Raw genomic sequence first — 23,276 nt, forward strand, 5'->3', positions numbered from 1 at the left:
AATACAGGTTAGATAAATAGATAATAGATATAGTATACTAAGAGTAGTTTTGATTAAACTGAAGCTATAAAAGTAGACAGTTCAGAAAATAACAGAAGTGAGCGAAATGTATGAAAACAGTAAACGTGGTTGCAGCAATTATATGCGACGATTATAAGAATAAGAAAAAGATATTTGCGACCCAGCGTGGCTACGGCGAATTTAAAGATGGTTGGGAATTCCCGGGGGGAAAGATAGAAGAGGGGGAATCGCCACAGCAGGCCCTTGTCAGAGAGATTAAAGAAGAACTTGGAGCTGTCATAGAAGTGCATGATCTTATAGATGTTATTGATCATGACTATGATACATTTCATCTTCATATGCATTGTTTCTGGGCTACAGTAGCTGAAGGGGAGCTGGAGCTTTTAGAGCATGAGGCTGCAAAGTGGCTTGAATATGGAGAGCTTAGAAGTGTTGACTGGCTTCCTGCAGATCTTGCACTGATACCCAAGATTAAAGAGAGAATGAGCGATAAGTAAAACCCATAAAGGGCCTAGAAGTAGAAGATGGAAAGGTGGTTATTTCCAAGTATGGAATTCTTTTGGAAACAACAGGATGATATACCTGCAGGGATGGGCTATCCATTGTTTGGAATAGCTCATATTTTGAGTGTGGGAATTACGTTGTTTCTTACATGGGTGATCAGTTGTTTCATTATCAGGCTAGAAGATAGAAAACAAAGAGTTATCTTAAAGATAATACCTGTTTTGATGCTTGGAATGGAAGTATTTAAGGATTTATTTCTTATCAGTGTTCACAGATTTGGAATAGGATATCTTCCGCTTCATATCTGTAGTATAGGAATATTTGTATTCTTATTTAGAGAATGGCTGCCGTGGAGATGGGCAAAGGAGGTGTTTGGAGAAATTGCCTTCATTATTATCATGCCGGCATCAATTGCGGCACTAATGTTCGCAGACTGGACGATCTATTATCCTGTGCTGAATTTCATGAATATCTATAGCTATGTATGGCATGGGCTTCTAATTCTATATCCAATACTTTTGATCAAACGTAAAGAAATTAATCCGTCAATCAGGCATATTCATTATTGCCTGTTGTTCTTATGTGTGGTTGTTCCGCCAATTTATGCTTTTGATAAGCATTTTGAGTGCAACTATTTCTTTGTGAACTGGCCTGTGCCAAACAGTCCACTTTCTTGGATGGCTTCATTTATGGGCACTCCCGGATACCTTCTTGGCTATGCAGGACTGACCATTGCTGTGATTTTGATCTTGTACCTAGGGGTAGAACTGAAGAGAATAACAAGATAAGAAATTGTGATGATTTGCGGCAATATATCAAAATGACATGATATATTGCCGCAAAAAGTTTGATATATTACCGTGAAAAATGATATATTGCGGCAAAATATCCTCCAAAACTCGATATATTGCCGCAATATATTTATAATAGTAGTAGAATGTATCGTAAAAACGTCTACTTATTTTGGAGAATATATGAAAACTAGCAAAGAAATCGCAATTGAATGGGGAATATCCGAACGTACAGTTTCATATTTGTGCAATAGAGGCAAGATTCCTGGTGCGTATAAAGAAGGTAGAATCTGGCAGATTCCAGATGATGTTGTTAAGCCGGAAGATAGCAGAGTTAAAACAGGGGAGTACAGGAAAAGTGATAACAAAGCCGTTCTTGTACCAAACACTGATAATTCCACCGCGCCTAATGCTACTATGTCCAGAAAGCCTCTTCCCATCGGAATTTCTGACTACGTTCGTGCTCAATCCGAATACTATTATGTTGATAAAACTTTGCTTATCAAGGATTTTCTCGACAAAAAGCCCTTGGTTTCACGGTTCACCAGACCTAGAAGATTTGGAAAAACTCTCAACATGGATATGCTCAGGGTTTTCTTTGAAATGTCAGAAGAAGACACCAGCATATATTTCAAAGATAAGAGAATATGGGCCTGTGGAGAAGAATATACGAGACATCAGGGTAAATACCCAGTTATATTCTTATCTTTCAAAGATGTAAAGTTTGATTCTTGGGAAGCTACTTTATCAAAATTGTCAGCTCTCCTTCAGACTGAATATGGCAGGCATGACAAGCTGGTTGATAGTCCTAAATTGGCGGATTATGAAAAGGCTTATTACAACAAGATAGTAAATGGCTCTGCAAACGAGGTGGAACTATCCGCAGCTTTGGAGAATCTTTCCAGAATGTTATATAAGCACTACGAAACGAATGCCATAATAATCGTAGATGAGTATGATACGCCAATTCAGGAAGGCTATTCAAAAAACTTCTATGACGAAATAATAGGCTTTATGCGTAATCTGTTTTCCGGAGGATTCAAAGATAACAAGTATCTTGCATATGGCTTCCTTACAGGAATTCTTCGCATAGCTCAGGAGAGTATTTTCAGCGGGCTCAATAACCTTTCGGTCAATACCGTACTGGACGATGATTTCGAAAGCTTCTTTGGATTTACCTACCCAGAAGTACATCAGATGCTGGAATACTATGGATGTACTCATAAGGAAAAAGAGCTGCAGCAATGGTACGATGGATATATTTTTGGTAATCAGGAAATCTATAACCCATGGTCTGTTATCAATTACATATCAAAAGATTGTAATCCCCAGGCATACTGGGTTAATGCGGGTAGAAATGAAATCATAGAAGATGTTATGAAGGTATCTTCTGATGATGTTTATGAAAGACTACTTGCTTTAATGCAGGGTGAAAGAGTGGTGGCAAGGATCAACCAGACTACTGTTTACAGATCCCTGTCTGATGACCCTGCAAATATATACAGTATACTTCTGGTTGCAGGTTATTTAAAACCAGTAAAAAAACAGCTACAGGCAGATGGAAGTTATATGTGTGAAATAGCAATTCCAAATAACGAAATCTTTGCAGTCTATAAGAGCGAGATTTTGTCATACTATACAACAATTGGAGTTATCAAAGATGCTACTTCCAATATTATCGCAGAGAGTCTTTATTCAAATGATAAAGACAGACTCCAGAAGGCAGTTGGCGAATACATGACCAAATCTATAAGCTTCTACGATGCCGGAGCAGAAGGATTTTATCATGGACTTGTTCTTGGCCTGATTGCACTAATGGATAACCAGTACAAGATCAAATCAAATCGTGAGTCTGGAGATGGTAGATATGATGTCAGTCTTTTCCCAAAAGATAAAAATAATGCTGGGATAATAATAGAAATAAAATGGGAAAAAGATATGGATCAAAGCGCATTATCTAAACTCGCTGATAAAGCTCTGAAACAAATAGATGACAAGCACTATGACTCTGAAATGGTACAGGCTGGGATTCATGATATCATCAAGCTGGGTATGGCATTTTCCGGAAAAGAAGTAGCGATAAAAGCAAGGTGAACACTAAGAATAAAACTATTACATTGGATGAATAATCCACTGAATAATTGATTCAAATTTGCCGATAAATAAATGTAACATTATGTTTGCACATTTTTATCGGAGAGAGCTTATGAGTCTACAGGAAAAGCACTATCAGGAAAGTAATCTTCTTGCGTTCAAATTTTCATGTATCATTCAGTTTTTTGAAATCTTATCAACTGTTCTGTACCAAGGTGGGCGTGTTGGATTTGTTAACACGGCGATAATGCTTGTAATGCAGGGAATCATTTTTGTTGCTAGTGTAGCCTTCTTTATAATGTTTAAAGGGAAGACGCGTGGCAAATATCTGATGCTTGGATGTCTGGCGGCCGGATATCTGGTAGTAATGCTTGGATCCGTTCACATTACTTATATATGGGCATTTGGACCGGCTCTGGTGATATTGTCCTTGCTTTATGCTGATCTGGCACTTACCCTTGTTACGTCCATATTTACGATAGCTATAAATTTCCTGTATATTCCTTTGTTTTCTACATATTCTACTGAGTATGCAGACAGAATCTATGCTGTACTGACAGATGCTGTTTTCATGATCCTGTTGTCACTCATGGGTATTTTCTATTCAAGGCTTAATAAGAAACAGAACAAGGAATCCTTAGATGAGATAGAAGAAGCTTCAAAACAGCAGCAAAAAGATGCAGAGGTCATCAAAAATATAGGCATCAAGATTGGAGAAAAACTTGAAGATGCCAATGATGCCATGGAATCACTTTCTGATAAAGTTACGTCCAGCGCATCAGCTTCTGAGGAAATCTCTACAGCGATAACCCATACCGCAGAAGCAATACAGACTCAGACAGAGATGAACTCCCATATCACTAAATCTCTCGAAGATATAGCTCATCAGTCAAGAGCTATGCGCAGAAATGCCGATGAAGTTAAAGAAGATATAAACGAAGGTAACAGCCTTGTTAAGACCCTTAATAATAAGTCAAAAGAATCTTCTGTTATCAATGCTGAGACAGCAGAGATGACTTCTAATCTGCAGCAGTCAGCCGGTATGGTAAAAGAGATCGTAAGTACGATCCTCAGTATTTCAGGTCAGACCAATCTTCTTGCATTAAATGCTTCTATCGAAGCTGCAAGAGCCGGAGAAGCCGGAAAAGGCTTTGCTGTTGTTGCTGATGAGATCAGAGCTCTTTCTGAGAATACTAAGGCTTCGGCAGAGCAGATAGCTGCTACTATTGACGACCTCCTCCAAAAGGTTAATACAGCATCTGCAAATATGCAAAAGAGTGTTGACTCTGCTAATGAGCAGAGCGAGATCATTACTGAAACAGGTGAGAAGTTCGAAGTCATCCTCAACAAGGTTACAGATCTTACCTCAAGAGCCGGCAAGATCTCAGACAATGTCGATGCCTGCGTAGATGCCAATACAAAGGTTATGGATGCAATCAGTAACCTTTCTGCTACTTCAGAAGAGGTTGCTGCATCAGCCCAGTCTAGTATTGAGATAAGTCAGGATTGTAAAAATGATATGTCTACTACCAAGGGGCTTTTGGATGATATCCTGAAGATAAGCCGAAGTGGAAGGAAGTAAATCAATAGAAGTAATAATATAAAAAACTATTTTTCCATGAATATATAATTATATAAAATCAGATTCAAGTAAAGCGGTTTCCTGCCATAATTGGTTGTAAGCCGCTTATTTTCTGTTGATTCAGCATTCCTTATGATGTAGTATAATAATACTGTTCTCCACTTATTCACTGAATATATATCTAAAGTAAATTTTGGATTAGTAATAATTTTCTGGAATAAAGTGACATAAACTTATGGAAAAGTATACTTATAGTATTTTTATAATAGAAGACGACGTTAATATTGGAGATATGCTTGAGGAGGCACTTGGGCTTGAAGGATATGAAGTAACAAGAGCTTACTCAGGTACAGAAGCTCTTTTGCTATTAGAAAGGAAAAATCCTGATCTGGTACTTCTGGACCTTATGCTCCCGGGATTATCGGGAGAAGAGCTTATTGGTAAGCTACAGGGGATTCCTGTAATAGTTATGAGCGCCAAATCAGATCTTAGAAGCAAGATAAGCTTATTAAAGGAAGGGGCATGCGACTATGTCACCAAGCCTTTTATCTTGGCTGAACTAATAGCAAGGATTGAAGCCCATCTTCGCCTTGCGGGTGTATCAAAAGGAAGCACTAATAGAAGTGTTGAAGATGAAAGCGTTATAAAAGTAGGCGATGTTGCACTTAACACTTCTCTTAATGTTGTGACAATTGGCGGGCAGGAGACTAATCTTACAAGAACGGAAGCTGCTATTTTAGGTCTTCTAATGTCCAATTCAGGCAGACCCCTTGGACGTAGCACTATCCTTGACAGGATAAGTGAAGATACACCTGACTGTACCGAGAGATCTTTAAAACAGCATATAAGCAACATCCGTAAGAAACTCCAGCTTATGGATAACCAAAATCATATAGATGCTATTTATGGTATTGGTTTCCAGTTTCATACTTAAGAAGATCATTTCAAAAGTAAAAAGATAAAGATTTTAATCTTGACCAAATCTTGACCTTTTCTATACCACTTTCTTGACCGGAGAGTGGTATTTTCTTTTGAGTAGGAACCAAGCAGGGTTTCAAGTTATGACAGACTTGATCCTGCAGGTAATAAAGCAACAATCAATTCAACAAGAGGGCTATAAAGATGGAATATGTATTTAAAGCAAAGAACTTAAGTAAAAGATATGGAAAATTCGATGCACTTTCAGGAGTAAACCTTGAAATACCCAAAGGTGCAATATATGGATTTGTTGGTAAAAACGGAGCCGGCAAAACAACTCTTATAAGACTTATGTGCGGTCTACAGACTCCTACAGATGGATCATATGAGATCATGGGAGCAGAACTTGGTTCTAAAGAGATCATTAAGATGAGACACAGAATGGGAGCTGTTGTTGAATCTCCCGCCATCTACAAGGATATGACAGCAAGAGATAACCTTGTTCAGCAGTGCCTTATGCTGGGTCTTCCTGATTATGACAACGTTGACGATATTCTTAAGCTTGTAGGCTTATCTGATACTGGTAAGAAAAAAGCAAGAAGCTTTTCCCTTGGTATGCGCCAGCGTCTTGGAATCGGAGTTGCTCTTTGCGGAGATCCTGATTTTATCATCCTTGACGAGCCTATCAATGGTCTTGATCCTCAGGGTATCATCGAGATAAGAGAGCTTATCCTTAAGCTTAACAAAGAAAGGGGAATCACCTTCCTAATCTCAAGCCACATCCTTGATGAACTTGCCAAGATCTCAACTAACTACGGCTTCATTGATCACGGCCACATCGTTCGTCAGATGAGCGCAGAAGAGCTTAAGCAGGAATGCAGAAAGTCACTGCGCATGAAAGTAAGCGATGTTAGTCTTCTTTCCAAGGTCATGGATGAAAAGAATGTTGAGTACAAGGTAATTGATGGAAATACAGCTGATGTTTATGCAGAGCTTAATTTCTCAGATGTAGCCAGAGATTTCGAAAAGGTTGGCTGCAACATCATCAAGATGGAAGAGCGAGATGAGAGTCTTGAAGCCTTTTATCTTTCACTTTTAGGAGGCGGGGACAATGCTCAGAAATCTGTATGCTGATGCCAGAAAAACTCTTTACTGCAAAGGCTTTCACATAGGTCTTGCCCTTTTGGTTGCCTATCTTATCATAAACGGCATCTATAATCTTATACTATGCAAGATATTTGGCGGCTACATAATAGCTGAGGAGCTGATATTTTCTTTTAACGGAGTAGCGATATTCTGGATCACAGCTTCGACTCTGATCATATCAGACAGGGACTTTGCTGACGGATGTATCCGTAACAAGCTCATATCCGGAGTTACAAGAACTGACACCTTTATCTCTGCTGTATTTGGCGGAATGCTTCAGGGAGTGATTTATTCCCTCGTAGCTTTTGTGGGCTCATATCTTATTTCACTTGTGATGAGCAAAGGTTTTTTTGACTATACTGCTCCTGAAACAGCAGGATTTTTCCTTGTAACAGTAATGACATGTATAGCAATAGGCGCATTTTCCACAACTTTGGTAATGGTATTTGGCGGAAGCAAGATCGTATACGTCGTTGGACTTACCCTTGCCTTTGGAATGTCTCTGCTGACTGCAGATGTGTTAGATAAGCTGTATCCGGGCACTGGATACTGCAAACTCACAGGCGCCAAGCTTGCAATTTACACCTTTATAGATAAATTCGTGCCTTATTCGTACCTTGCAGCCATGCCACATCACTCATTCAGATACTACCTGACTGGATGTGCAGGACTTACCATTATATCTATCGTAACCGGACTTATTATTTTTGGAAAAAAAGAAATCAAGTAATCATTGGAGAATAGTTATGACCAACTTATATAAAAGCAATATGCGTAGATTCTTTAAAAACATCGTCTTTGTCGGTGGATGTATCTTAGCATTTCTTATTACTTTATGTATATCAAGTAACATTTTTAATATTGCTATTTATCAGCTGTTCGGAGCTGAGACCATGGTTCTTTTCCTTGGAATAGCAATGATCATCTTCGCAACAATATTTGTTCCCTTATTTACTAATGGCGAATACCGTGACGGAGTTATCAGAAACAAGATAGTAGCTGGATTTTCAAACTCTGAGATCTACTTCAGCCACCTCTTTGCACATATGACAGGTGCTATGATCATGTTCCTTTGCTATCTTGCAGGTGGAATCCTTGGTGGAGCCCGTTTTAACGGCACAGAGCTTCTTGGCCTTACAATATTCCTCTTTGCACTTTGGGCTTATATCTCAGTTCTGATGCTTATTTCCTTCAGAATTCAGAATGTCATTGCTGTTGTTATCCTGGCTTTTGCTATTCTTAACATCAACTGGTACTTCATGCTTATGGGTAACGCTTTTATGATGCTTTCAAGAGGTGCTACAAGATTCTTTTTCTCAGTACTATACAACGTTTTTGTTGTTGGCCAGTGGTTTACACATACAGGCTTTTGCGATGAATACGCTAATCCAGGCAATGGCATACAGATCCTTCTTTCTCTTGCCATTATGGCTTTAATGGTACTTGTTGCAAATCTTGGCCTAAAGAAAAGACAGCTTAAATGAGGAGTGAATACTGTGAAAAAATATAGAACCGGCCTTTTAGTTCTTTTGGCCATAATAATTGTATTTATTGGAAGTCTTTCTTTTGTCAGCTTCTCAGGAGCTTTTAGTTCTGACAAAAAAATCGATGGAATAGAAGATGTAGCAATTAAATTCGACGACTTTGAGATTCCTAAGGACGTTAAGGTTGTAGGCATTGGAGAAGCAACCCACGGCAATAAAGAACTTCAGATCATAAAAAGAGAGATCCTTGAAAAAGTAGTAAATAATGGAGATGGACGAGCTATTGCTTTTGAGATATCAGTCGGTGAGGGTCTTATGCTCAACGATGCCATCCATGATCCAGATTCAGACCTTGTTGCAGCTGTTGGCGACCAGACCTATCCTTTGTATGACACACAGCAGATCGTAGATCTTTTACAGTATATGAAGGATTACAACATGACAGTGCCTTACGAAGAGTCGTTGATGTTCTACGGCGTAGACATGCAGGATAAATACACAGGAGTTTATTATCTGCAGGAGCTTATCAAGAAGGGTACAGATCTTTTGTCAAAAGAAGAGCAGGATGTGATCAGCTCTATCGAGCTTTCAGATTTTAATCAGAGCATTGAAAAAAGAGACTTCTATCAGGGCGTTTATGACAGACTTTCTGCTTCAGATAACTTAAAGCAGAAGCAGCTTGCCCTTGTATTCGAGATGATCCTTGAAAGAATTGACTCACCTGATCTTGAAACAGAGACCAAAGAGTTTGGTGATAACAGAGATTATTGTATGGGCAAGAACCTTATGAGCTGCTGGACTCTTGAAGATTACAGAGGCTATTCACAGATCGTTATCACAGGACATAATGCCCATGTTATGAAGGGCTCTGCAAGTTGTATTTATGACGAAGATGACCTTACAATGGGAGATTACATTGACAGACTTTCAGGTGGCAGTTACTTCTGCATAGGAACAGACTATTACAACGCTGTAGTTGATATCCATGTAGCAGGTACTTACGACGATAAGTACGAAAGAACTACAATTTCAACTTGCAGTGAGAACACACTTGCATATCAGGCAAAGTTCATGGAAGATGGCAGATTTTGTCTTGATTTCTCCAAGATTACAGATGAGAATAGTAAGGTGTACGATATAATCAATAACTACAATTTCATGGGAATTGTTGGTGAAGGCTATAGCCCTTCACAGGACCTTTATAAGGGCGAGCGCATGAAGGTTATAGCTACAGAGAAATTTGACGCAGTTATTTATTTCTACTCGATCACACCTATTAAGACAATACATTATTGAATCAAAGATTTAATAATGCAGTAATCAAGTATTACTAAATATCACCTTCCAAGGAGCAATTAATGACATACCTGTTATGTTTAAGCGTTCTTGTAAATATATTACTGATAATAAGGATTATATTTATAAGATATTCAATCAAACAACTTCGAATAGAATACGATGAAAGGGCAACGCTTAGGAGCAACACGCTTATCAGAGTATCCAGCATAGATCCGCTGATCATGGCTCTTGCAAGTTCGATGAATAAGACGCTTAAGCTGTTAAGGGAAGCCTATAACAGGTATGAACATGGCGACATGGAGATAAAGGCTGCGATCACCAATATCTCTCATGATATAAGGACGCCCCTTACGGCTATCAGCGGCTATCTTGAACTTGCCAAAAAGCAGGACAAGAGCCCCGAACTTAGTAAGTATCTCGAAATAATCGAAGGCCGTACTGAGCATATGAAAAAGCTCACAGAAGAGCTCTTTGAGTATTCTGTAATAACTGGGGGCGAGATTACTGAAGAGAAAAAAGCTGTTAACGTAGGCCAGGTGCTTGAAGACTGCATAATGGACTATTATGCAGCACTTAGTGCAAGGGGTATAACTCCTGAAGTAAACATAACTGAAGAAAAGATCGTAAGAAATCTTTATCCAACTTATGTAGAAAGAATTATAAATAATCTCATGAGCAATGCTCTTAAATACAGCGACGGCGACCTTTATATATCTCTTTCCGATGAAGGAGAATTAAGATTTGCCAATTCAGCTGCCAAGCTTTCATCTGTAGACGTTAATAAGCTTTTCGACAGGTTCTTTAGTGTAGAGAACGCAAAAAGGGGTTCTACAGGTCTTGGACTATCCATAGTCAAGGTCTTCGCTGACCGAATGGACTGTCCTATAAACGCAAATTATGAAGATGGAAAACTTGCAATAAGTGTTTCTTTTTAAATCAAAATTGTACAGTACAGGGATGCCAAAAGCGCACCTGTACTGTATTTTTATGCCTTGGTGGACATTTGTTGGACATGGGTATTTATACTACAGTTTGTAAAGTGATTGAAAACAAATTCAAATGATACTTAATACAAATGAAAGGGAGATTATTATGAAAAGAAACAATGTAGTAAACACAATGATTTTTGCTCTTACAACAATGATGTCTGTAGTAACTGTCGCTGGATGTGGAAATAGTGCAGCTGATAAGGCCAATAGCCCTGAAGAAAGTTCTGAAGGATTTGTTATAGATGAAAGCCTTGCATCAACACCTAAGACAGATACTGTTGCAACAGGTGATGAGATCGCTGAGCCGCCATATTTTACAAAAGGTGTATATGCTAACTATGCAAGAGAAGCAGAGAATCCACCGAAGACATATTTTTATGTATTTAACACAGAGGATTACGGCTATACAGCAGATGGAGAAAATGACGATATAGGTCTTCCGTTCGATATAACCCAGGAAGAGGGCAAGGTTCTTTTTTCATTCGGTGGTCAGGATGGCGCTGAAGATACTCTGATCATTACTGGTGCAGAGGGCGGCTTTGTATATGGATATTTTGAGGATATTCCGGAGCGCGAGCTTGTGTTTGAGCTTGTAAATGGCGCAGAAGCTGATGGTTTCAGTGCTGTGAATTATCTTAATGCAGCAAGCGGCGAAGATCTTGTTTACAACGATGCAAACGGATGGAGCGTAAAATATGATCCTTCCTGCATTGAAGTAAGCGGCGGAGGCCCTGCAACATTTTTCGTATATACAGGCGAATGTGCAGGAACCAGCATGATATCTGTTACATACGATGTTGATATGGATGCAGAAGCTAAGGCTCAGGATCTTGCAAAAGCATATGGCGAAGATGCAACTGTAACTGATTGTATTTTCCCAGGAACAGAGGATGTTGAAGGATTCTATGTTAATGCAAATCCTGAACAGATGGGCCCTGGCCTCTATGAGTCTTCATTCATAAGAGAATATATGGGCGGATATCTTATATTCGAGTTCACAACTCATGTATGCGGTGATGATGCGATTGATATTCCTGTAAGTGATGCCCTTGCATCAATCATTGATAGCCTCTCATTTGAATAAAATCAATAGAATTCTGCAATCATAAAGAGCCAATCTTAAGGAGATCTCTTGGAATCTTCTAAAAACAGATGTTATCTATTAGTATAAAAAGACGCATCAAAAGGCACCTTTAGGTACATACTGATAGTAAAGATATAATGCACCAGGTATAGGTGGGATGGCTATGCCTGGTGTTTCTATGATAAAATTTAAATATGGGAATCGATATGAGTAATCCAAATGTTCAGACAATAATCGCGCTCAATATGGCGCTCATATTGCAGCTTGTAGGTGTTGTGACGGCTGTTCTTATCGATCCTTACGTCAAAAAAGAAAACAGACGTAGGGCTTATCTTATTGCGCTTATTGTTGCTTATCTGATCATAGAGCCGCAGATAAGCGAGCCATATGGTCGCGAACTTTTTGGAACCCATGTAGCGTTGGGGTTTACTATAACATCCTGTATCAGTTACATAGTAAGAGTGTTCGTTCTATATCTGTTTATCAGGCTTTCCGGCAACGACTGGGGGCTTAAATATCTTTTTAGTATAGTTCTAATAAATACAATTATCTGTCTGACTCCTTTATTTGCTCCTTGGGTATTTAAGTTTACGGAGACTGGTCGCTGGGTTAGAGGACCGCTTGGTCTGGCTCCGTTTGTAACAAGTTTTATCCTGATATTGTGGCTTGTCATAGGAGCTTTTATCAAATATAGAGGCCTTAGGCGAGCAGAAAGCCTTGTGCCTGCTATAATCGCGATCATTGTCGCAATAGCTGTTTTCATGGACCTGTCACTTACATATAATCCTCCGGTGTCTTTCCTTACTGTGGCGATAACTGAGAGCACGGTATTTTTCTACATCTGGATGCATCTTCAGTTTGTTAGGGAACATGAGGATGCCGTTAAGGCAGAGCAGAGGATCAAGATCATGATATCGCAGATCCAGCCTCACTTTTTGTTCAACGCCCTCTCTACCATTCAGGCGCTGACTGAGACTGACCCTGAGAGAGCTTCTAAAGTAATAGAAGAGTTCGCTGTATATCTGAGGCAGAACATCAATTCTCTCAATCAGGATTCCCTTATCCCTGTGAAAAAAGAAATTGAGCACACCAGAGCCTATTCTGACATAGAGCAGGTCAGATTCCCGTCTATACGTATTGAATATGATATAGCTGATGAGAACTTTCTCATTCCGCCGCTTACTATTCAGCCAATGGTTGAAAATGCAATCCGTCATGGTGTAAGAGGAAAGAAACACGGCTGGGTATCAGTAAGTACCTATCTGGATGGAGAAACACATGTTATTGTAATCTGCGATAACGGAAAAGGTTTTGATGTAGATAAGATGATGGAAGCTACTGAAAAAGGTGATCATATAGGTGTTCGAAACGTAAGAGACAGGATTGAGAGTATGACTGGTGGAACCTTCTCCTTGGAAAGTGTGGTAGGAGAGGGCACGACTATTACTATTAGAATACCTGTCAGAGCGGATGATGTTGAATTCGAATAAAAAATGAATTTAAATTATAGAAATACGCATTCACTGTGTATTTTGTGAGTTGATGAATTGGTGGATAATAAAGCCTTAGTTACATGATTATTGAATCTATGATTTACGGATATAAATGGGTGATAATTGATGAATGCTATATGTGTTGACGATGAGGCATTGATCCTTACAAGGACAGTTAATCTGGTAAAGAAAACTAAATTATTTGAAAATGTTGAGTCGTTCATGGACCCATATGATGCTATAGATTATCTGGATTCGGCTTCTGTAACGCTTGCACTCCTTGATATAGATATGCCTCAAATGGGTGGACTGGAGCTTGCTCAAAAACTTAAGGAGAAGAATCCGGATATCAAAGTGATCTTTTTGACAGGATATTCTGAATATGCAGTTGATGCTTACGCTCTGCATGCTACAGGATATCTTCTTAAGCCTATAAGCTATGATAAGCTTGTGTCTGAGCTTGAATATGCTTTGCAGACAGCAGGATCTGCTACAGAATCAGGCACTAAATCTAAAGATGTGCCAAGAGTTAAAGTAGAAACTTTCGGATATTTCAATATCCTTGTAGACGGCAAGCTTGTAGCCTTTAAACGCAATAAGGCCAAAGAACTGATCGCATGCCTTGTTGACCGCCGCGGACAGTTTGTCTCCAGAAAAGATATTTTTTATATATTGTGGGAAGATGATGACTACGACAGAGCAAAGCAGAAGTATCTTGACACTATAATACGAAGCCTTAAAGATACGCTTGAAGAGTACGGTATCTCAGATATTTTTGAGATCGAAAGCGGCCAGATGCGAATAGTAGCCGACAAGATCGATTGCGACCTCTTTAAATTTCTTAATAAAGATAAAGCTGCTATGAACAGCTTTACGGGAGAGTACATGAGCTCCTATACCTGGGCCAGCGAAACAGAAGGGTATCTAACAGAGATGATGGAGATTTGATCTTCATCATCTTTTTCTATCCCTGCTAGATATAAAACAAAATATTTTTATATGCCTGAAAAGATATGAACTTTAAGAGCCTTTGTAATGCCAGAATAAGTTTGACTTCATAAACCCTTATAATGCTTAGATAGATATAAAGATAGTAGGAATAGACCTATTGTTTCTGTTATGTGATATATCATGGATGTCCATACGATGCCTATTTCGCGACCCATGAGATATACGGTCTGCATCTGTATCGATGCAAAAGAAATAAGGAATACTAAAAGTATTGCCATAGATGATAATTTTAAGAAACGATCATTTAAAAAGATTCCCGTCATAACAACGCCCAGTAGGATGGCGGAGAGAATTTCAATATACTTAAATCCGTGGGTCATGTTGTAAAGCATTACGAATGTCCCGTCTGTCATGCCTTCTCCAAGAGAAAGAGCATCCATCAGAATTCCAATAAATCTCCTGTACATGATCGAAGTGAAAACGTAGATGAGTTCGGCCCCTACAAAAATAACAGCCCAAAGCTGAAAGAGTCTGTTTATCGAGGATATAGATAGGGAAGCAAGCTTATCTCCAAGATATTCTTTCTGAAGATTCTCCATGTCTTTTCTGTCATCTTTTTCAACCAGGCTTAAATAGTGATTTAGTTTCTTATATGCGTGAAAGAATATCAGTGTGATTATGACTATCTGTAAGGCTGATACAGCCAACTGAGAGCGCCACAACACGATATCAAGCATGTCAGGAGTTAACGAATTGTTACTTTTTACAACAAAACGTATAACGCCTTCACAGAGTGCTGCAATTATTTTGGTGATTGCAGTCAACAGTATGGCATTGGATAATATGTGTTTTTTGATGTTTATATACATGGATGCTCCCTTGAATAGTATTTAATTAATCTTACCATATTTGAATTTTATACTGAAGTTGCCAGGGAGTAGTGCCAGGGTTGTCCATTTTCATAAATGATGCCAATAAATGATCTTTCGGGAGTCCGATTTTTCGGGCTCCCTTTTTTGTACATTGGCAACCTTGATGTAAAAGTTTTTCACTCAGCTTGCCATTTATGGTCGATTTTTCATGGAGTTTGCCAACGAAAGGAGATTTTACATGAGTTTTGCCAATGATGGGCGAAATCAGGACTTCATGAGCCAGTAGAACTCGTGTATTCCGACAGATTTCTGAGGATACAGTTTAAAGAAAAGAAGGACTGAATATTTATTTGCTTTTTTCGAGTAAAACAGTATTTTGTTATATGTGCAGAAAAAGCATATCATCGGTTATATCGGAACATAATTATTGGAAAAAATATACCGGTCTTACCATTATGATTACAATGGTAAGACCTCTTTGTTTTATGGTGAAATATGTTTTGCCCGGTATTCCTTTGGAGTCATATGATACTGTTTTTCGAATAGAGAGTAAAAATGTGTCCGGTTGGAGAATTGCAGGTTCTGTGCAATTGAAGAGATGGATTCCTTTGTGTTTACAAGATCCATTGCTGCTTTTCGCAAGCAGAAGGTCATTCCATAGTCGTAAAGGCACATACCTGTAAATTTATTCACTATTCTATTAAGGTAATCTCCGCTGTAATTAAGTACTTTCTCAAGCTCTGAACGGGTTACTCGTCCATTTCTTTCCGTCATAAGGTGTTCGACACGGCTAAACAGGAGCTGATCATTTCCCATACCCATTTCTACTTCGGTGCAGTGGTAATTGTCTGTGCTTGAAATAAAGTAAAGCAGTTCAGATAACAGGCTTCTCATCTTATATGAAGATCCAAAGTGAGGAAACATCATTGTGTTCAGCATTTCGGTTGAAAGATTCTTTAACTGCTCAAAGCCGGTAGCCTTTGCGAAAGCGGGTATCATATCCAGATATGCTTTCCGATCAGGATTATCGAGATCTGAAATGATAAAACTGTATAGGTTGCTCTTCATAAAATCCTTTTCAGAATGAAAAGAAGAGTGTTCTGCAACCGTTAACAGTTCACCAATCATACTGGTTGACAGTCCTACGAACAGGATGCTTGACTCTGTATCAAAATTTTCTGCATGTCGTATGCCTCTATTTATGAGACAGCATGTGCCGGCAGGGTATTTGTAGTCTATATCTTCTATGCGCTGCGTCACAGTTCCACTCAGAACTATCATGATTTCGTAATAATCGTGGAAATGAAGGGGATGATCATGAAATGCTTTGTCATGGCCTTGAAAAGAATCCCTGGCGTAAAAGGATTCATCTTCTGAAAATGTTATTGAGTTCATATAATCATCTTCTTCGGTACCGCTACAGAATTCATATGTGATCTGGTAGGGCAGCTTTAACTGATAATAGTTTGAATCGCTGCCAGTATTTATGCTGAATGACGCGTTTGGTTTTGCACTTGTTATATAGTCTTTGGATACTTCTCTTAACATAATTGTCTCCTAATCATTCCCATATATGTTACAAATTTTACCACCAAAGTCGTTTCGTGTCATTGTTTGTCCTTTTGACGAACGATAAAATCAAAACATATCAAAGAGCTTGAAACGCTGATATTACTGAATTTAGGAGGAGTTTGACCATGGGGAGAGGAGAATATCTGATTAAGAATCTGAAACGGCATTGGATGTTATTGCTGATGCTTTTACCGGCACTCATATATGTCATAGTTTTCAGCTACATCCCAATGACTGGCATAGTTATGGCGTTTAAGAAGTATCAATATAATGGGGGCATATACTTTTCACCATGGAATGGGCTGAGTAATTTCAAGGCACTCTTTATATCAGGAAAACTTCTGCAGGTAACAAGGAACACGCTTTTGTACAATGTAGCATTCATCTTTTTTGGAGTTGTATTCGAAATGGGAAGCGCCATCCTTCTGAATGAGATCATCAACAAACTGTTTAAGAAGACGGTGCAGTCCCTTATGTTTCTTCCATACTTCATCAGCTGGGTTGTGGCAGGAGCAATAATCTATAACGTCTTTAACTACGAGCGCGGCGTATTCAACAATATCGTAACATCTTTTGGAGGAACGCCTTTTGACATTTATAACACGCCGGGGGCATGGCCCTTTGTCCTGATATTCCTTAAGCTGTGGAAGCAGACAGGATATGGATCAGTAGTATATCTCGCAGCAATTACAGGAATGGATCAGGAAATGTTTGAAGCTGCATCAATCGATGGTGCTTCTGCATGGCAGAAGATCAAATACCTTACAATTCCTTCCCTCCGTCCCACGATGATGATCCTGGTACTTCTTGGTATCGGAAACATCTTCCGCGGTGATTTCGGGTTGTTCTACCAGACCGTAAAGAGCAGCGCACTCCTTCAGCCGATGACTGATGTTATCGACACCTATGTCTTCCGGTTGCTCATAGACAATGGAAATGTAGGAGTGTCTGCAGCGGCTGGACTGTACCAGTCAGTTCTTTGCTTTATCACGATTATGGTATGCAATAAGCTGGTGAAAAAAGCCAATCCGGATTATGCACTTTATTAAGGGAGGTAATAAATGTCTGCTGAAACCATCAGCCTTACCGAAGGCACAATAAATGAAGAACAGAAACTGTCTGATAAGACAGTGATAAGAAAGAAAAAGAAAATAAGCAGCGATCAGCTCTCAGTAAATATTGTGGGGGCAATTGCAGTAGGAATATTCGCACTTATATGTGTGATCCCTTTCTACCTGATAATAGTTGCGTCATTTACCAGTGAAACCTCACTGATAAGAGATGGATATCCTATTTTGCCAAGGCTTTCAGAACTTAGCTTGCAGAGCTACGCATTGTGTTTAAAGAATCCTACAGCGATTCTTAAGGCATATGGGATGACAATAAGCGTTACGGTAATAGGAACTTTTCTTTCTGTGATGCTTGCTACGATGACGGGATATGTACTTAGCAGAAAGGATTTTCCGTGGAGAAACCAGTTTTCGTTTTTCTTCTTCTTCACAACATTGTTTAATGGTGGCCTCGTGCCATGGTACCTGATGTGCACACGTTATCTTAATTTCAAGAACAGTATTGTGGGGCTTATCCTTCCGCTGATGTTCTCCGTGTGGAACATGATCATTGCAAAATCATTTATGACAGGAATTCCTGCAGAGATTTCGGAATCCGCAAAGATAGATGGTGCAAATGACATAACCATATTTGCAAAACTTATATTGCCACTAAGTAAGCCCCTTATCGCAACGCTTTCTCTTTTTGCAGCACTGGCATACTGGAACGATTGGTACAACTGCATGCTGTTTGTGACAAATGAGGATATGTTTACATTGCAGTATTACCTTCAGAGAATCCTTGGAAGCGCAGAAGCGATGAGGATTGTTGCTGAAAAATCAGGTATTGCGCTTCCTTCAATTCCACTTGAGGGAATGAAAATGGCAATGACCATAATTGCGACAGGACCAATAGTACTTCTTTATCCGTTTGTGCAGAGATATTTTGTCAAAGGACTTACCATCGGAGCTGTTAAAGGCTGATATTACGAAACTGAGTGTAACCGGGGAGAGTAATAGAGAATAAAAGGAGGATATTCTAATGAAAAAGAAGGTATTATCAATTGTGCTGAGTATGGCAATGACAGCTAACATCCTTGCAGGATGTGGCTCAGCAGCAGGCAATGCGCAGTCCGGAGCAAACACAGGGGATACAGTCATTGCTGATGAAGCAACAGCAACGGCAGGGGCTGTGTCACTTGAAGGGCTCCCTGCGGCTATAGGAGAAGGTATCGTAAAAGCTACACCAGAAATGTATAAAGATGTGGATCTGTCTAAGCATAAGACTGTAAACATCACACTCATAGGAGATACTCCTACAGCTTGGAGTGATGTCCTTGCTAAAACAAATGAGTATCTTGAGCCATTTAATACTGATGTTGAGGTGAGTTTTTTAAGCTGGTCAGATTATCAGCAGATGTATTCACTTACACTTACAGGCGGGCAGGTTGACCTTATCTTTACTGCACCATGGTGCTTTATGTATACGGAAGCTGCAAAGGGATCTTTCTATGTTCTTGATAATGCCTTTGTAGCAAAGAACATGCCACTTACAAATAAATATCAGGCACCGGAAAGCTGGGATGAAACTACTATTTCAGGTCAGATGATAGCTGTTCCGTCAAACCAGGCTTCTCCAATGGGAAAGATTGTTGCTATAAGACAGGATCTTGCAGATAAATATGGAATCAGTTCTCTTAATAACTGGAACGACTATATGAATTTTGTAAAGACCATCGCTGAAAAAGAGACACCTGAAAGCGGTATCTATGCTCTTGCAGCTGCCGGTGACAATAACGAGCTTTGGGATGTTTACAGACAGCAGGAGGATACATTCCTTGCTCTGGACAGTGATTACTTTGATCTTATCTACAATTATAAAAAAGGTGAATTACCTGATGCTTCAGATATAAAGCTTGTTTATGAGACAGATCTTTTCAAAGAATATGCAAAAGATATGAAAGAACTTGCAGATGCTGGGGCATGGAGCAGAAGTGCACTTACAAATACGGTTACAGATGATGATGCATTCGGAAATCTTCAGGGCGCGTCAATCGCATGGAATACATCAGTATTTACCTACATCGAGCAGGCAGAGCAGACAGATGGCGTTGTAGGAGCAGCATATGATCTTACAAAGAACAACCTTGTGGGCTGTGAGAATTATTCAAATAATGACATGGCAATAGCTGCAGGAAGTGCTGACCCTGCAAGAGCTGCTATGGTACTTGATATTTTAAAGTGCGATACATATATAAATCATCTCTGGATACTTGGTGTTGAAGGCGAGCACTATACTGTAAATGACGCCGGAGAGTATACAGAAACAGATAAGGCAGGCGACTTTCCAGCATATGCAATATCTGCATCATGGGCTATCAAAAATGGAGACCTTAAAGAAGCTGGCGAAGACCCAAGAGCAACAGAAGTAACTGACAGCTGGGAAGAGAGAGTAGTAAGTAATCCTACAGTAACATTTGTTTTTGACGATTCAAATGTGGCAGATTATAAAGCTGCGGTAGGCACAGTACTTAAGGATTACGTTCCAATGCTTGAGCTTGGGCTTGTAGATGACGTTGATGCCACAATAGAAAAGATGATCAAGGAATGCTATGACTCCGGACTGCAGAATGTTCTTGATGAATTTGATGCTCAGTACGAGGCATGGAAAGCAACAAGATAAGATAAAAATGGGAAAAGCCGCTGTTAGATGCGGCTTTTCCAAATATAAAACATAAGGGATTATGCGTGATGAAAACTAAGTTTGCATATGGAGCAGACCTTGGCTGGATGACACAGCTTGAGGACATGGGCTTTAAATGGATAAATGAAAAAGGAAAGACGGTATCATGCCTTGAAGCGGTCAAAGAGAAAGGGGCAGATTCAGTGAGATTCAGGATATTTGTAAACCCTCCTGAGAAAAGCTTTGTAGAAGAAAAAGACGGTACAATGGTAATGCTGGGGTACTGCGATGCCAAAAGAGTAGTGGAGGCAGCAAAGAGGGCAAAGCAGGCAGGTATGCGGATAATGCTGGACTTTCATTATTCTGATGAATTTGCGGATCCAAAGAAACAGTACATTCCTAAAGAATGGGAAGGTCTGTCTCATGAAGATCTTTGCCAAAAGGTAAGTGAGCATACAGAATATGTTCTTGGGATCATGAAAGAGCAGGATATATACCCTGAGTGGGTTCAGGTGGGCAATGAAATAAACCCCGGAATGATGCACCCCATGGGAGATTTAGAAAATCACCCGTTCCAGCTTGTTGAGTATATAAACAGCGGCTACCTCGCTGTAAAGAATGTATTCCCAGACTGCAAGGTTGTTCTTCATCTGGCAAGCGGTCAACATCCAAACTGGGTAATGCCGTTTTTGGAAAACTTCTTTGAAAATGGTGGGATGACTGATGTTCTTGGTTTTTCCGATTATCCTTACTGGTGCGATCTCATAAACAAAGAAACTCCGGAAGAAAATGTTGATTCAAGCATAGACAATTGGACAAGGTGCTTGGATATGTACAGAAACAGATTCCATAAGCCTGTCATGATTGCTGAGATAGGTGGTCCTGAATACGAAGAGAAAGAAACAAGGCAGCTTATCGGGGACACAATAAGAATGCTAAAGCGTGTGCCTGAGGGTGAGGGGCTTGGGATATTCTACTGGGAACCGGAAGTATGTTCAGAAGTCCTTCCTGATGCGTATCCGCTTGGAGCATCAAAACTCGCTAAGAATTATACCCTTCAGCTAACGGAAGCACTGTCTGCATATAAGGATGCATAAATATGATCGTCATGTGTGAACTACGCAAATGATAATTGAACGTCATTTGAAAATTTAGGTGCACATTTTTTTGATCTAAGTATAAATGTAAAGGTTACCGCATAAAATCTGAGTTTGTAGTACTTATTAATGTCAGGTTTTATGCGGCTTTTTTTATTTTTGGACATTATAATCAGAGAACTGACCATTTTTTTGCATAACTAAGCGGTCACTTCTCGATGTTTTAAAGAAAATATGCACTTAGTCCTGCAGATTGATTTTTCTGTTATAATTTTTAGTGAATTACTTTTTTAACAATGAAGGCTTCAATATCACGCTATCCGGCATGATTTTGTGATAATGGAGCGTTTCCAGGAGCTTCTTATCAACTAGCATTTCCGCCAGTGCGAATGGCGTACAGTTGTTTAACGAAGCTCTTGGATAATTGTTGATGTGGTTCATCATGAGTGTTATATCCGCTTGGGTCAGTCCGGAAAAGCTTGTCCCTTTGGGTATAACATATCTGATGAACTCATGGTTTTTCTCGATCATTCCTTTCTGCCAGGAACAATAAGAATCGCAATAGTATACTTTTGTTTTGATTTCCCCATATCGATCACATTCCAAAGCTAAAGGATTAGAGAATTCTGTGCCTCTGTCTGTGATTATGACCCCGAATATCTTTTTAAATACATCTATTCCTACCTGATCACATAGATCGTTTAACGCATTGATAACGCTTGCCTGAGACTTGTTTGGAAGCAATAAGGCAATCATCAGGTGGCAATTCCTTAACATCAATGTAAGTAGAACGGAGCCTTTCTCATTGGTTCCAATCACTGTATCCATTTCACAGATTGGTACATCTGGATTTTCTGCTATAAAGCTCTTGAAATCAGCATATGTTCNNTCAAAGGTAAAAATATCATGATTTCGACCGTTTCCATGCTTATATCTGGTTTTAAATTTGACCTTTCTTGGTAAGTCAATGTTTCTAGCTGTAAGATAGCATCCGTTAACCAGGTTATAGAGTGTCCTTTCGCAGCATGGTAGCTCATTTGCATGATTATAGAATACGGTGGATATGGATTGCCCGTTAAGCAGAAGAGGAGATACCAGATTGTCGATATCTGCGAGTTCAGAAGGAGAATAAGATATTCCTGTACGAGAATTCTTTAGAGTATCCTCGTATAAAAGCTGGGCACGTTTGGCATGATACTTGAACTTAATATAGCGACATGCGTCATGACCAATACCTATATCAAGCCTGTCACAGCCATTACAAACAAAAGGTGAGTTGACTATCAAATGACACTGTTGTGGGGTAAAATCTTTACATTTATCTGTATGACAAATCCCAACACAATGAGCGCATGTTCTGTTACATGATTCATCACCACNNATACATGTGTACGTTCGCAGCTTTTTTCATGTATACATAGATGGATCTTTGATCGAGCTTCAGATACCTGATATCGATTTCTCTGAATTTCCCTTGCAATAGTTGATCTTGATTTCTTGAGTTTCTTTGCAATCATATTGATAGAAAACTTTTTTTCAAGTAACTCCTCAATACAAATGCGTTCTTGGAATGTAAGGTGTTTATATTGCGACATTGTTGACTACCTCCCATAAAGAAAGTAATCAACCTGCAGGACATAGGCAAAT

The 23,276-nt window shown here is 39.3% G+C and carries 21 protein-coding genes; 17 read left to right on the top strand and 4 right to left on the bottom strand.

What is annotated here, in order from left to right:
* Positions 1–110 precede the first annotated feature (110 nt).
* The 13 genes from WAA20_RS20300 to WAA20_RS20360 all read left to right on the top strand — a co-directional run bounded on the left by WAA20_RS20300 (position 111) and on the right by WAA20_RS20360 (position 14,353).
* Positions 111–518, top strand: coding sequence for a (deoxy)nucleoside triphosphate pyrophosphohydrolase (locus tag WAA20_RS20300; RefSeq protein ID WP_073389501.1), 408 nt, complete (start codon positions 111–113; stop codon positions 516–518).
* Positions 519–569: 51 nt separating this feature from the next.
* A complete protein-coding gene (locus tag WAA20_RS20305) occupies positions 570–1,313 on the top strand; it encodes a YwaF family protein (protein WP_338802866.1) in 744 nt (247 codons plus the stop codon).
* Positions 1,314–1,499: 186 nt separating this feature from the next.
* Positions 1,500–3,410, top strand: a complete 1,911-nt coding sequence (locus WAA20_RS20310; RefSeq protein WP_073389504.1) for an AAA family ATPase — start codon at positions 1,500–1,502, stop codon at positions 3,408–3,410.
* A gap of 112 nt (positions 3,411–3,522) precedes the next feature.
* Complete coding sequence (locus tag WAA20_RS20315; RefSeq protein WP_073389505.1) at positions 3,523–4,992, top strand: methyl-accepting chemotaxis protein; 1,470 nt, start codon at positions 3,523–3,525, stop codon at positions 4,990–4,992.
* Positions 4,993–5,227: 235 nt separating this feature from the next.
* Positions 5,228–5,926, top strand: a complete 699-nt coding sequence (locus WAA20_RS20320; protein ID WP_073389507.1) for a response regulator transcription factor — start codon at positions 5,228–5,230, stop codon at positions 5,924–5,926.
* A gap of 188 nt (positions 5,927–6,114) precedes the next feature.
* Entirely contained in the window at positions 6,115–7,044 is a 930-nt protein-coding gene (locus tag WAA20_RS20325) for an ABC transporter ATP-binding protein (protein ID WP_073389508.1), read from the top strand.
* Positions 7,022–7,786 (top strand): hypothetical protein, encoded by a 765-nt coding sequence (locus tag WAA20_RS20330; protein WP_073389510.1) that lies wholly within the window; start codon positions 7,022–7,024, stop codon positions 7,784–7,786. Before WAA20_RS20325 ends, WAA20_RS20330 begins: the two co-directional genes overlap by 23 nt.
* Positions 7,787–7,802: 16 nt before the next feature.
* Entirely contained in the window at positions 7,803–8,540 is a 738-nt protein-coding gene (locus WAA20_RS20335) for a hypothetical protein (RefSeq protein ID WP_073389511.1), read from the top strand.
* A gap of 12 nt (positions 8,541–8,552) precedes the next feature.
* On the top strand, positions 8,553–9,836 hold the full coding sequence (locus WAA20_RS20340) for an erythromycin esterase family protein (protein ID WP_073389513.1): 1,284 nt from the start codon (positions 8,553–8,555) through the stop codon (positions 9,834–9,836).
* A gap of 62 nt (positions 9,837–9,898) precedes the next feature.
* Entirely contained in the window at positions 9,899–10,774 is an 876-nt protein-coding gene (locus tag WAA20_RS20345; protein WP_073389514.1) for a HAMP domain-containing sensor histidine kinase, read from the top strand.
* A 157-nt stretch (positions 10,775–10,931) separates the two neighbouring features.
* Positions 10,932–11,912 (top strand): hypothetical protein, encoded by a 981-nt coding sequence (locus WAA20_RS20350; protein ID WP_073389516.1) that lies wholly within the window; start codon positions 10,932–10,934, stop codon positions 11,910–11,912.
* A gap of 206 nt (positions 11,913–12,118) precedes the next feature.
* Positions 12,119–13,402, top strand: coding sequence for a histidine kinase (locus tag WAA20_RS20355; RefSeq protein ID WP_073389517.1), 1,284 nt, complete (start codon positions 12,119–12,121; stop codon positions 13,400–13,402).
* 129 nt (positions 13,403–13,531) lie between these two features.
* Positions 13,532–14,353, top strand: coding sequence for a response regulator (locus tag WAA20_RS20360; RefSeq protein ID WP_073389519.1), 822 nt, complete (start codon positions 13,532–13,534; stop codon positions 14,351–14,353).
* Positions 14,354–14,460: 107 nt separating this feature from the next.
* On the opposite strand, the gene WAA20_RS20365 is transcribed toward WAA20_RS20360, so the two are convergent.
* Positions 14,461–15,225, bottom strand: a complete 765-nt coding sequence (locus WAA20_RS20365) for a hypothetical protein (protein WP_073389520.1) — start codon at positions 15,223–15,225, stop codon at positions 14,461–14,463.
* Between the two features lie 486 nt (positions 15,226–15,711).
* On the bottom strand, positions 15,712–16,776 hold the full coding sequence (locus WAA20_RS20370; protein ID WP_073389522.1) for an AraC family transcriptional regulator: 1,065 nt from the start codon (positions 16,774–16,776) through the stop codon (positions 15,712–15,714).
* 149 nt (positions 16,777–16,925) lie between these two features.
* Here WAA20_RS20370 and WAA20_RS20375 point away from each other — a divergent pair, with 149 nt between their 5' ends.
* The 4 genes from WAA20_RS20375 to WAA20_RS20390 all read left to right on the top strand — a co-directional run bounded on the left by WAA20_RS20375 (position 16,926) and on the right by WAA20_RS20390 (position 21,629).
* Complete coding sequence (locus tag WAA20_RS20375) at positions 16,926–17,849, top strand: sugar ABC transporter permease (protein WP_073389524.1); 924 nt, start codon at positions 16,926–16,928, stop codon at positions 17,847–17,849.
* A 12-nt stretch (positions 17,850–17,861) separates the two neighbouring features.
* On the top strand, positions 17,862–18,833 hold the full coding sequence (locus WAA20_RS20380; protein WP_081373936.1) for a carbohydrate ABC transporter permease: 972 nt from the start codon (positions 17,862–17,864) through the stop codon (positions 18,831–18,833).
* 58 nt (positions 18,834–18,891) lie between these two features.
* Complete coding sequence (locus WAA20_RS20385) at positions 18,892–20,532, top strand: ABC transporter substrate-binding protein (RefSeq protein WP_073389526.1); 1,641 nt, start codon at positions 18,892–18,894, stop codon at positions 20,530–20,532.
* Positions 20,533–20,600: 68 nt separating this feature from the next.
* Positions 20,601–21,629: a glycosyl hydrolase 53 family protein gene (locus WAA20_RS20390; RefSeq protein ID WP_081373937.1), complete on the top strand. Its 1,029-nt coding sequence runs from the start codon at positions 20,601–20,603 to the stop codon at positions 21,627–21,629.
* 282 nt (positions 21,630–21,911) lie between these two features.
* Here the strand turns inward: WAA20_RS20390 and WAA20_RS20395 are convergent, their stop codons facing one another.
* Together WAA20_RS20395 and WAA20_RS21085 are read right to left on the bottom strand one after the other, a co-directional pair.
* Entirely contained in the window at positions 21,912–22,916 is a 1,005-nt protein-coding gene (locus WAA20_RS20395) for an IS30 family transposase (RefSeq protein WP_338802795.1), read from the bottom strand.
* Positions 22,913–23,224 (bottom strand): helix-turn-helix domain-containing protein, encoded by a 312-nt coding sequence (locus tag WAA20_RS21085; protein ID WP_366151405.1) that lies wholly within the window; start codon positions 23,222–23,224, stop codon positions 22,913–22,915. Before WAA20_RS21085 ends, WAA20_RS20395 begins: the two co-directional genes overlap by 4 nt.
* Positions 23,225–23,276 lie beyond the last annotated feature (52 nt).

The sequence above is a fragment of the Butyrivibrio fibrisolvens genome, from assembly GCF_037113525.1.
In the GTDB taxonomy this organism is placed as follows: Bacteria; Bacillota; Clostridia; order Lachnospirales; family Lachnospiraceae; genus Butyrivibrio; species Butyrivibrio fibrisolvens.

Excerpts from the sequence above, each read along its gene's own strand:
- WAA20_RS20300 (WP_073389501.1), top strand. The coding sequence starts at position 111 with ATGAAAACAGTAAACGTGGTTGCAGCAATTATATGCGACGATTATAAG.
- WAA20_RS20305 (WP_338802866.1), top strand. The coding sequence starts at position 570 with ATGGAATTCTTTTGGAAACAACAGGATGATATACCTGCAGGGATGGGC.
- WAA20_RS20310 (WP_073389504.1), top strand. The coding sequence starts at position 1,500 with ATGAAAACTAGCAAAGAAATCGCAATTGAATGGGGAATATCCGAACGT.
- WAA20_RS20315 (WP_073389505.1), top strand. The coding sequence starts at position 3,523 with ATGAGTCTACAGGAAAAGCACTATCAGGAAAGTAATCTTCTTGCGTTC.
- WAA20_RS20320 (WP_073389507.1), top strand. The coding sequence starts at position 5,228 with ATGGAAAAGTATACTTATAGTATTTTTATAATAGAAGACGACGTTAAT.
- WAA20_RS20325 (WP_073389508.1), top strand. The coding sequence starts at position 6,115 with ATGGAATATGTATTTAAAGCAAAGAACTTAAGTAAAAGATATGGAAAA.
- WAA20_RS20330 (WP_073389510.1), top strand. The coding sequence starts at position 7,022 with ATGCTCAGAAATCTGTATGCTGATGCCAGAAAAACTCTTTACTGCAAA.
- WAA20_RS20335 (WP_073389511.1), top strand. The coding sequence starts at position 7,803 with ATGACCAACTTATATAAAAGCAATATGCGTAGATTCTTTAAAAACATC.
- WAA20_RS20345 (WP_073389514.1), top strand. The coding sequence starts at position 9,899 with ATGACATACCTGTTATGTTTAAGCGTTCTTGTAAATATATTACTGATA.
- WAA20_RS20350 (WP_073389516.1), top strand. The coding sequence starts at position 10,932 with ATGAAAAGAAACAATGTAGTAAACACAATGATTTTTGCTCTTACAACA.
- WAA20_RS20355 (WP_073389517.1), top strand. The coding sequence starts at position 12,119 with ATGAGTAATCCAAATGTTCAGACAATAATCGCGCTCAATATGGCGCTC.
- WAA20_RS20360 (WP_073389519.1), top strand. The coding sequence starts at position 13,532 with ATGAATGCTATATGTGTTGACGATGAGGCATTGATCCTTACAAGGACA.
- WAA20_RS20365 (WP_073389520.1), bottom strand. The coding sequence starts at position 15,225 with ATGTATATAAACATCAAAAAACACATATTATCCAATGCCATACTGTTG.
- WAA20_RS20370 (WP_073389522.1), bottom strand. The coding sequence starts at position 16,776 with ATGTTAAGAGAAGTATCCAAAGACTATATAACAAGTGCAAAACCAAAC.
- WAA20_RS20375 (WP_073389524.1), top strand. The coding sequence starts at position 16,926 with ATGGGGAGAGGAGAATATCTGATTAAGAATCTGAAACGGCATTGGATG.
- WAA20_RS20380 (WP_081373936.1), top strand. The coding sequence starts at position 17,862 with ATGTCTGCTGAAACCATCAGCCTTACCGAAGGCACAATAAATGAAGAA.
- WAA20_RS20385 (WP_073389526.1), top strand. The coding sequence starts at position 18,892 with ATGAAAAAGAAGGTATTATCAATTGTGCTGAGTATGGCAATGACAGCT.
- WAA20_RS20390 (WP_081373937.1), top strand. The coding sequence starts at position 20,601 with ATGAAAACTAAGTTTGCATATGGAGCAGACCTTGGCTGGATGACACAG.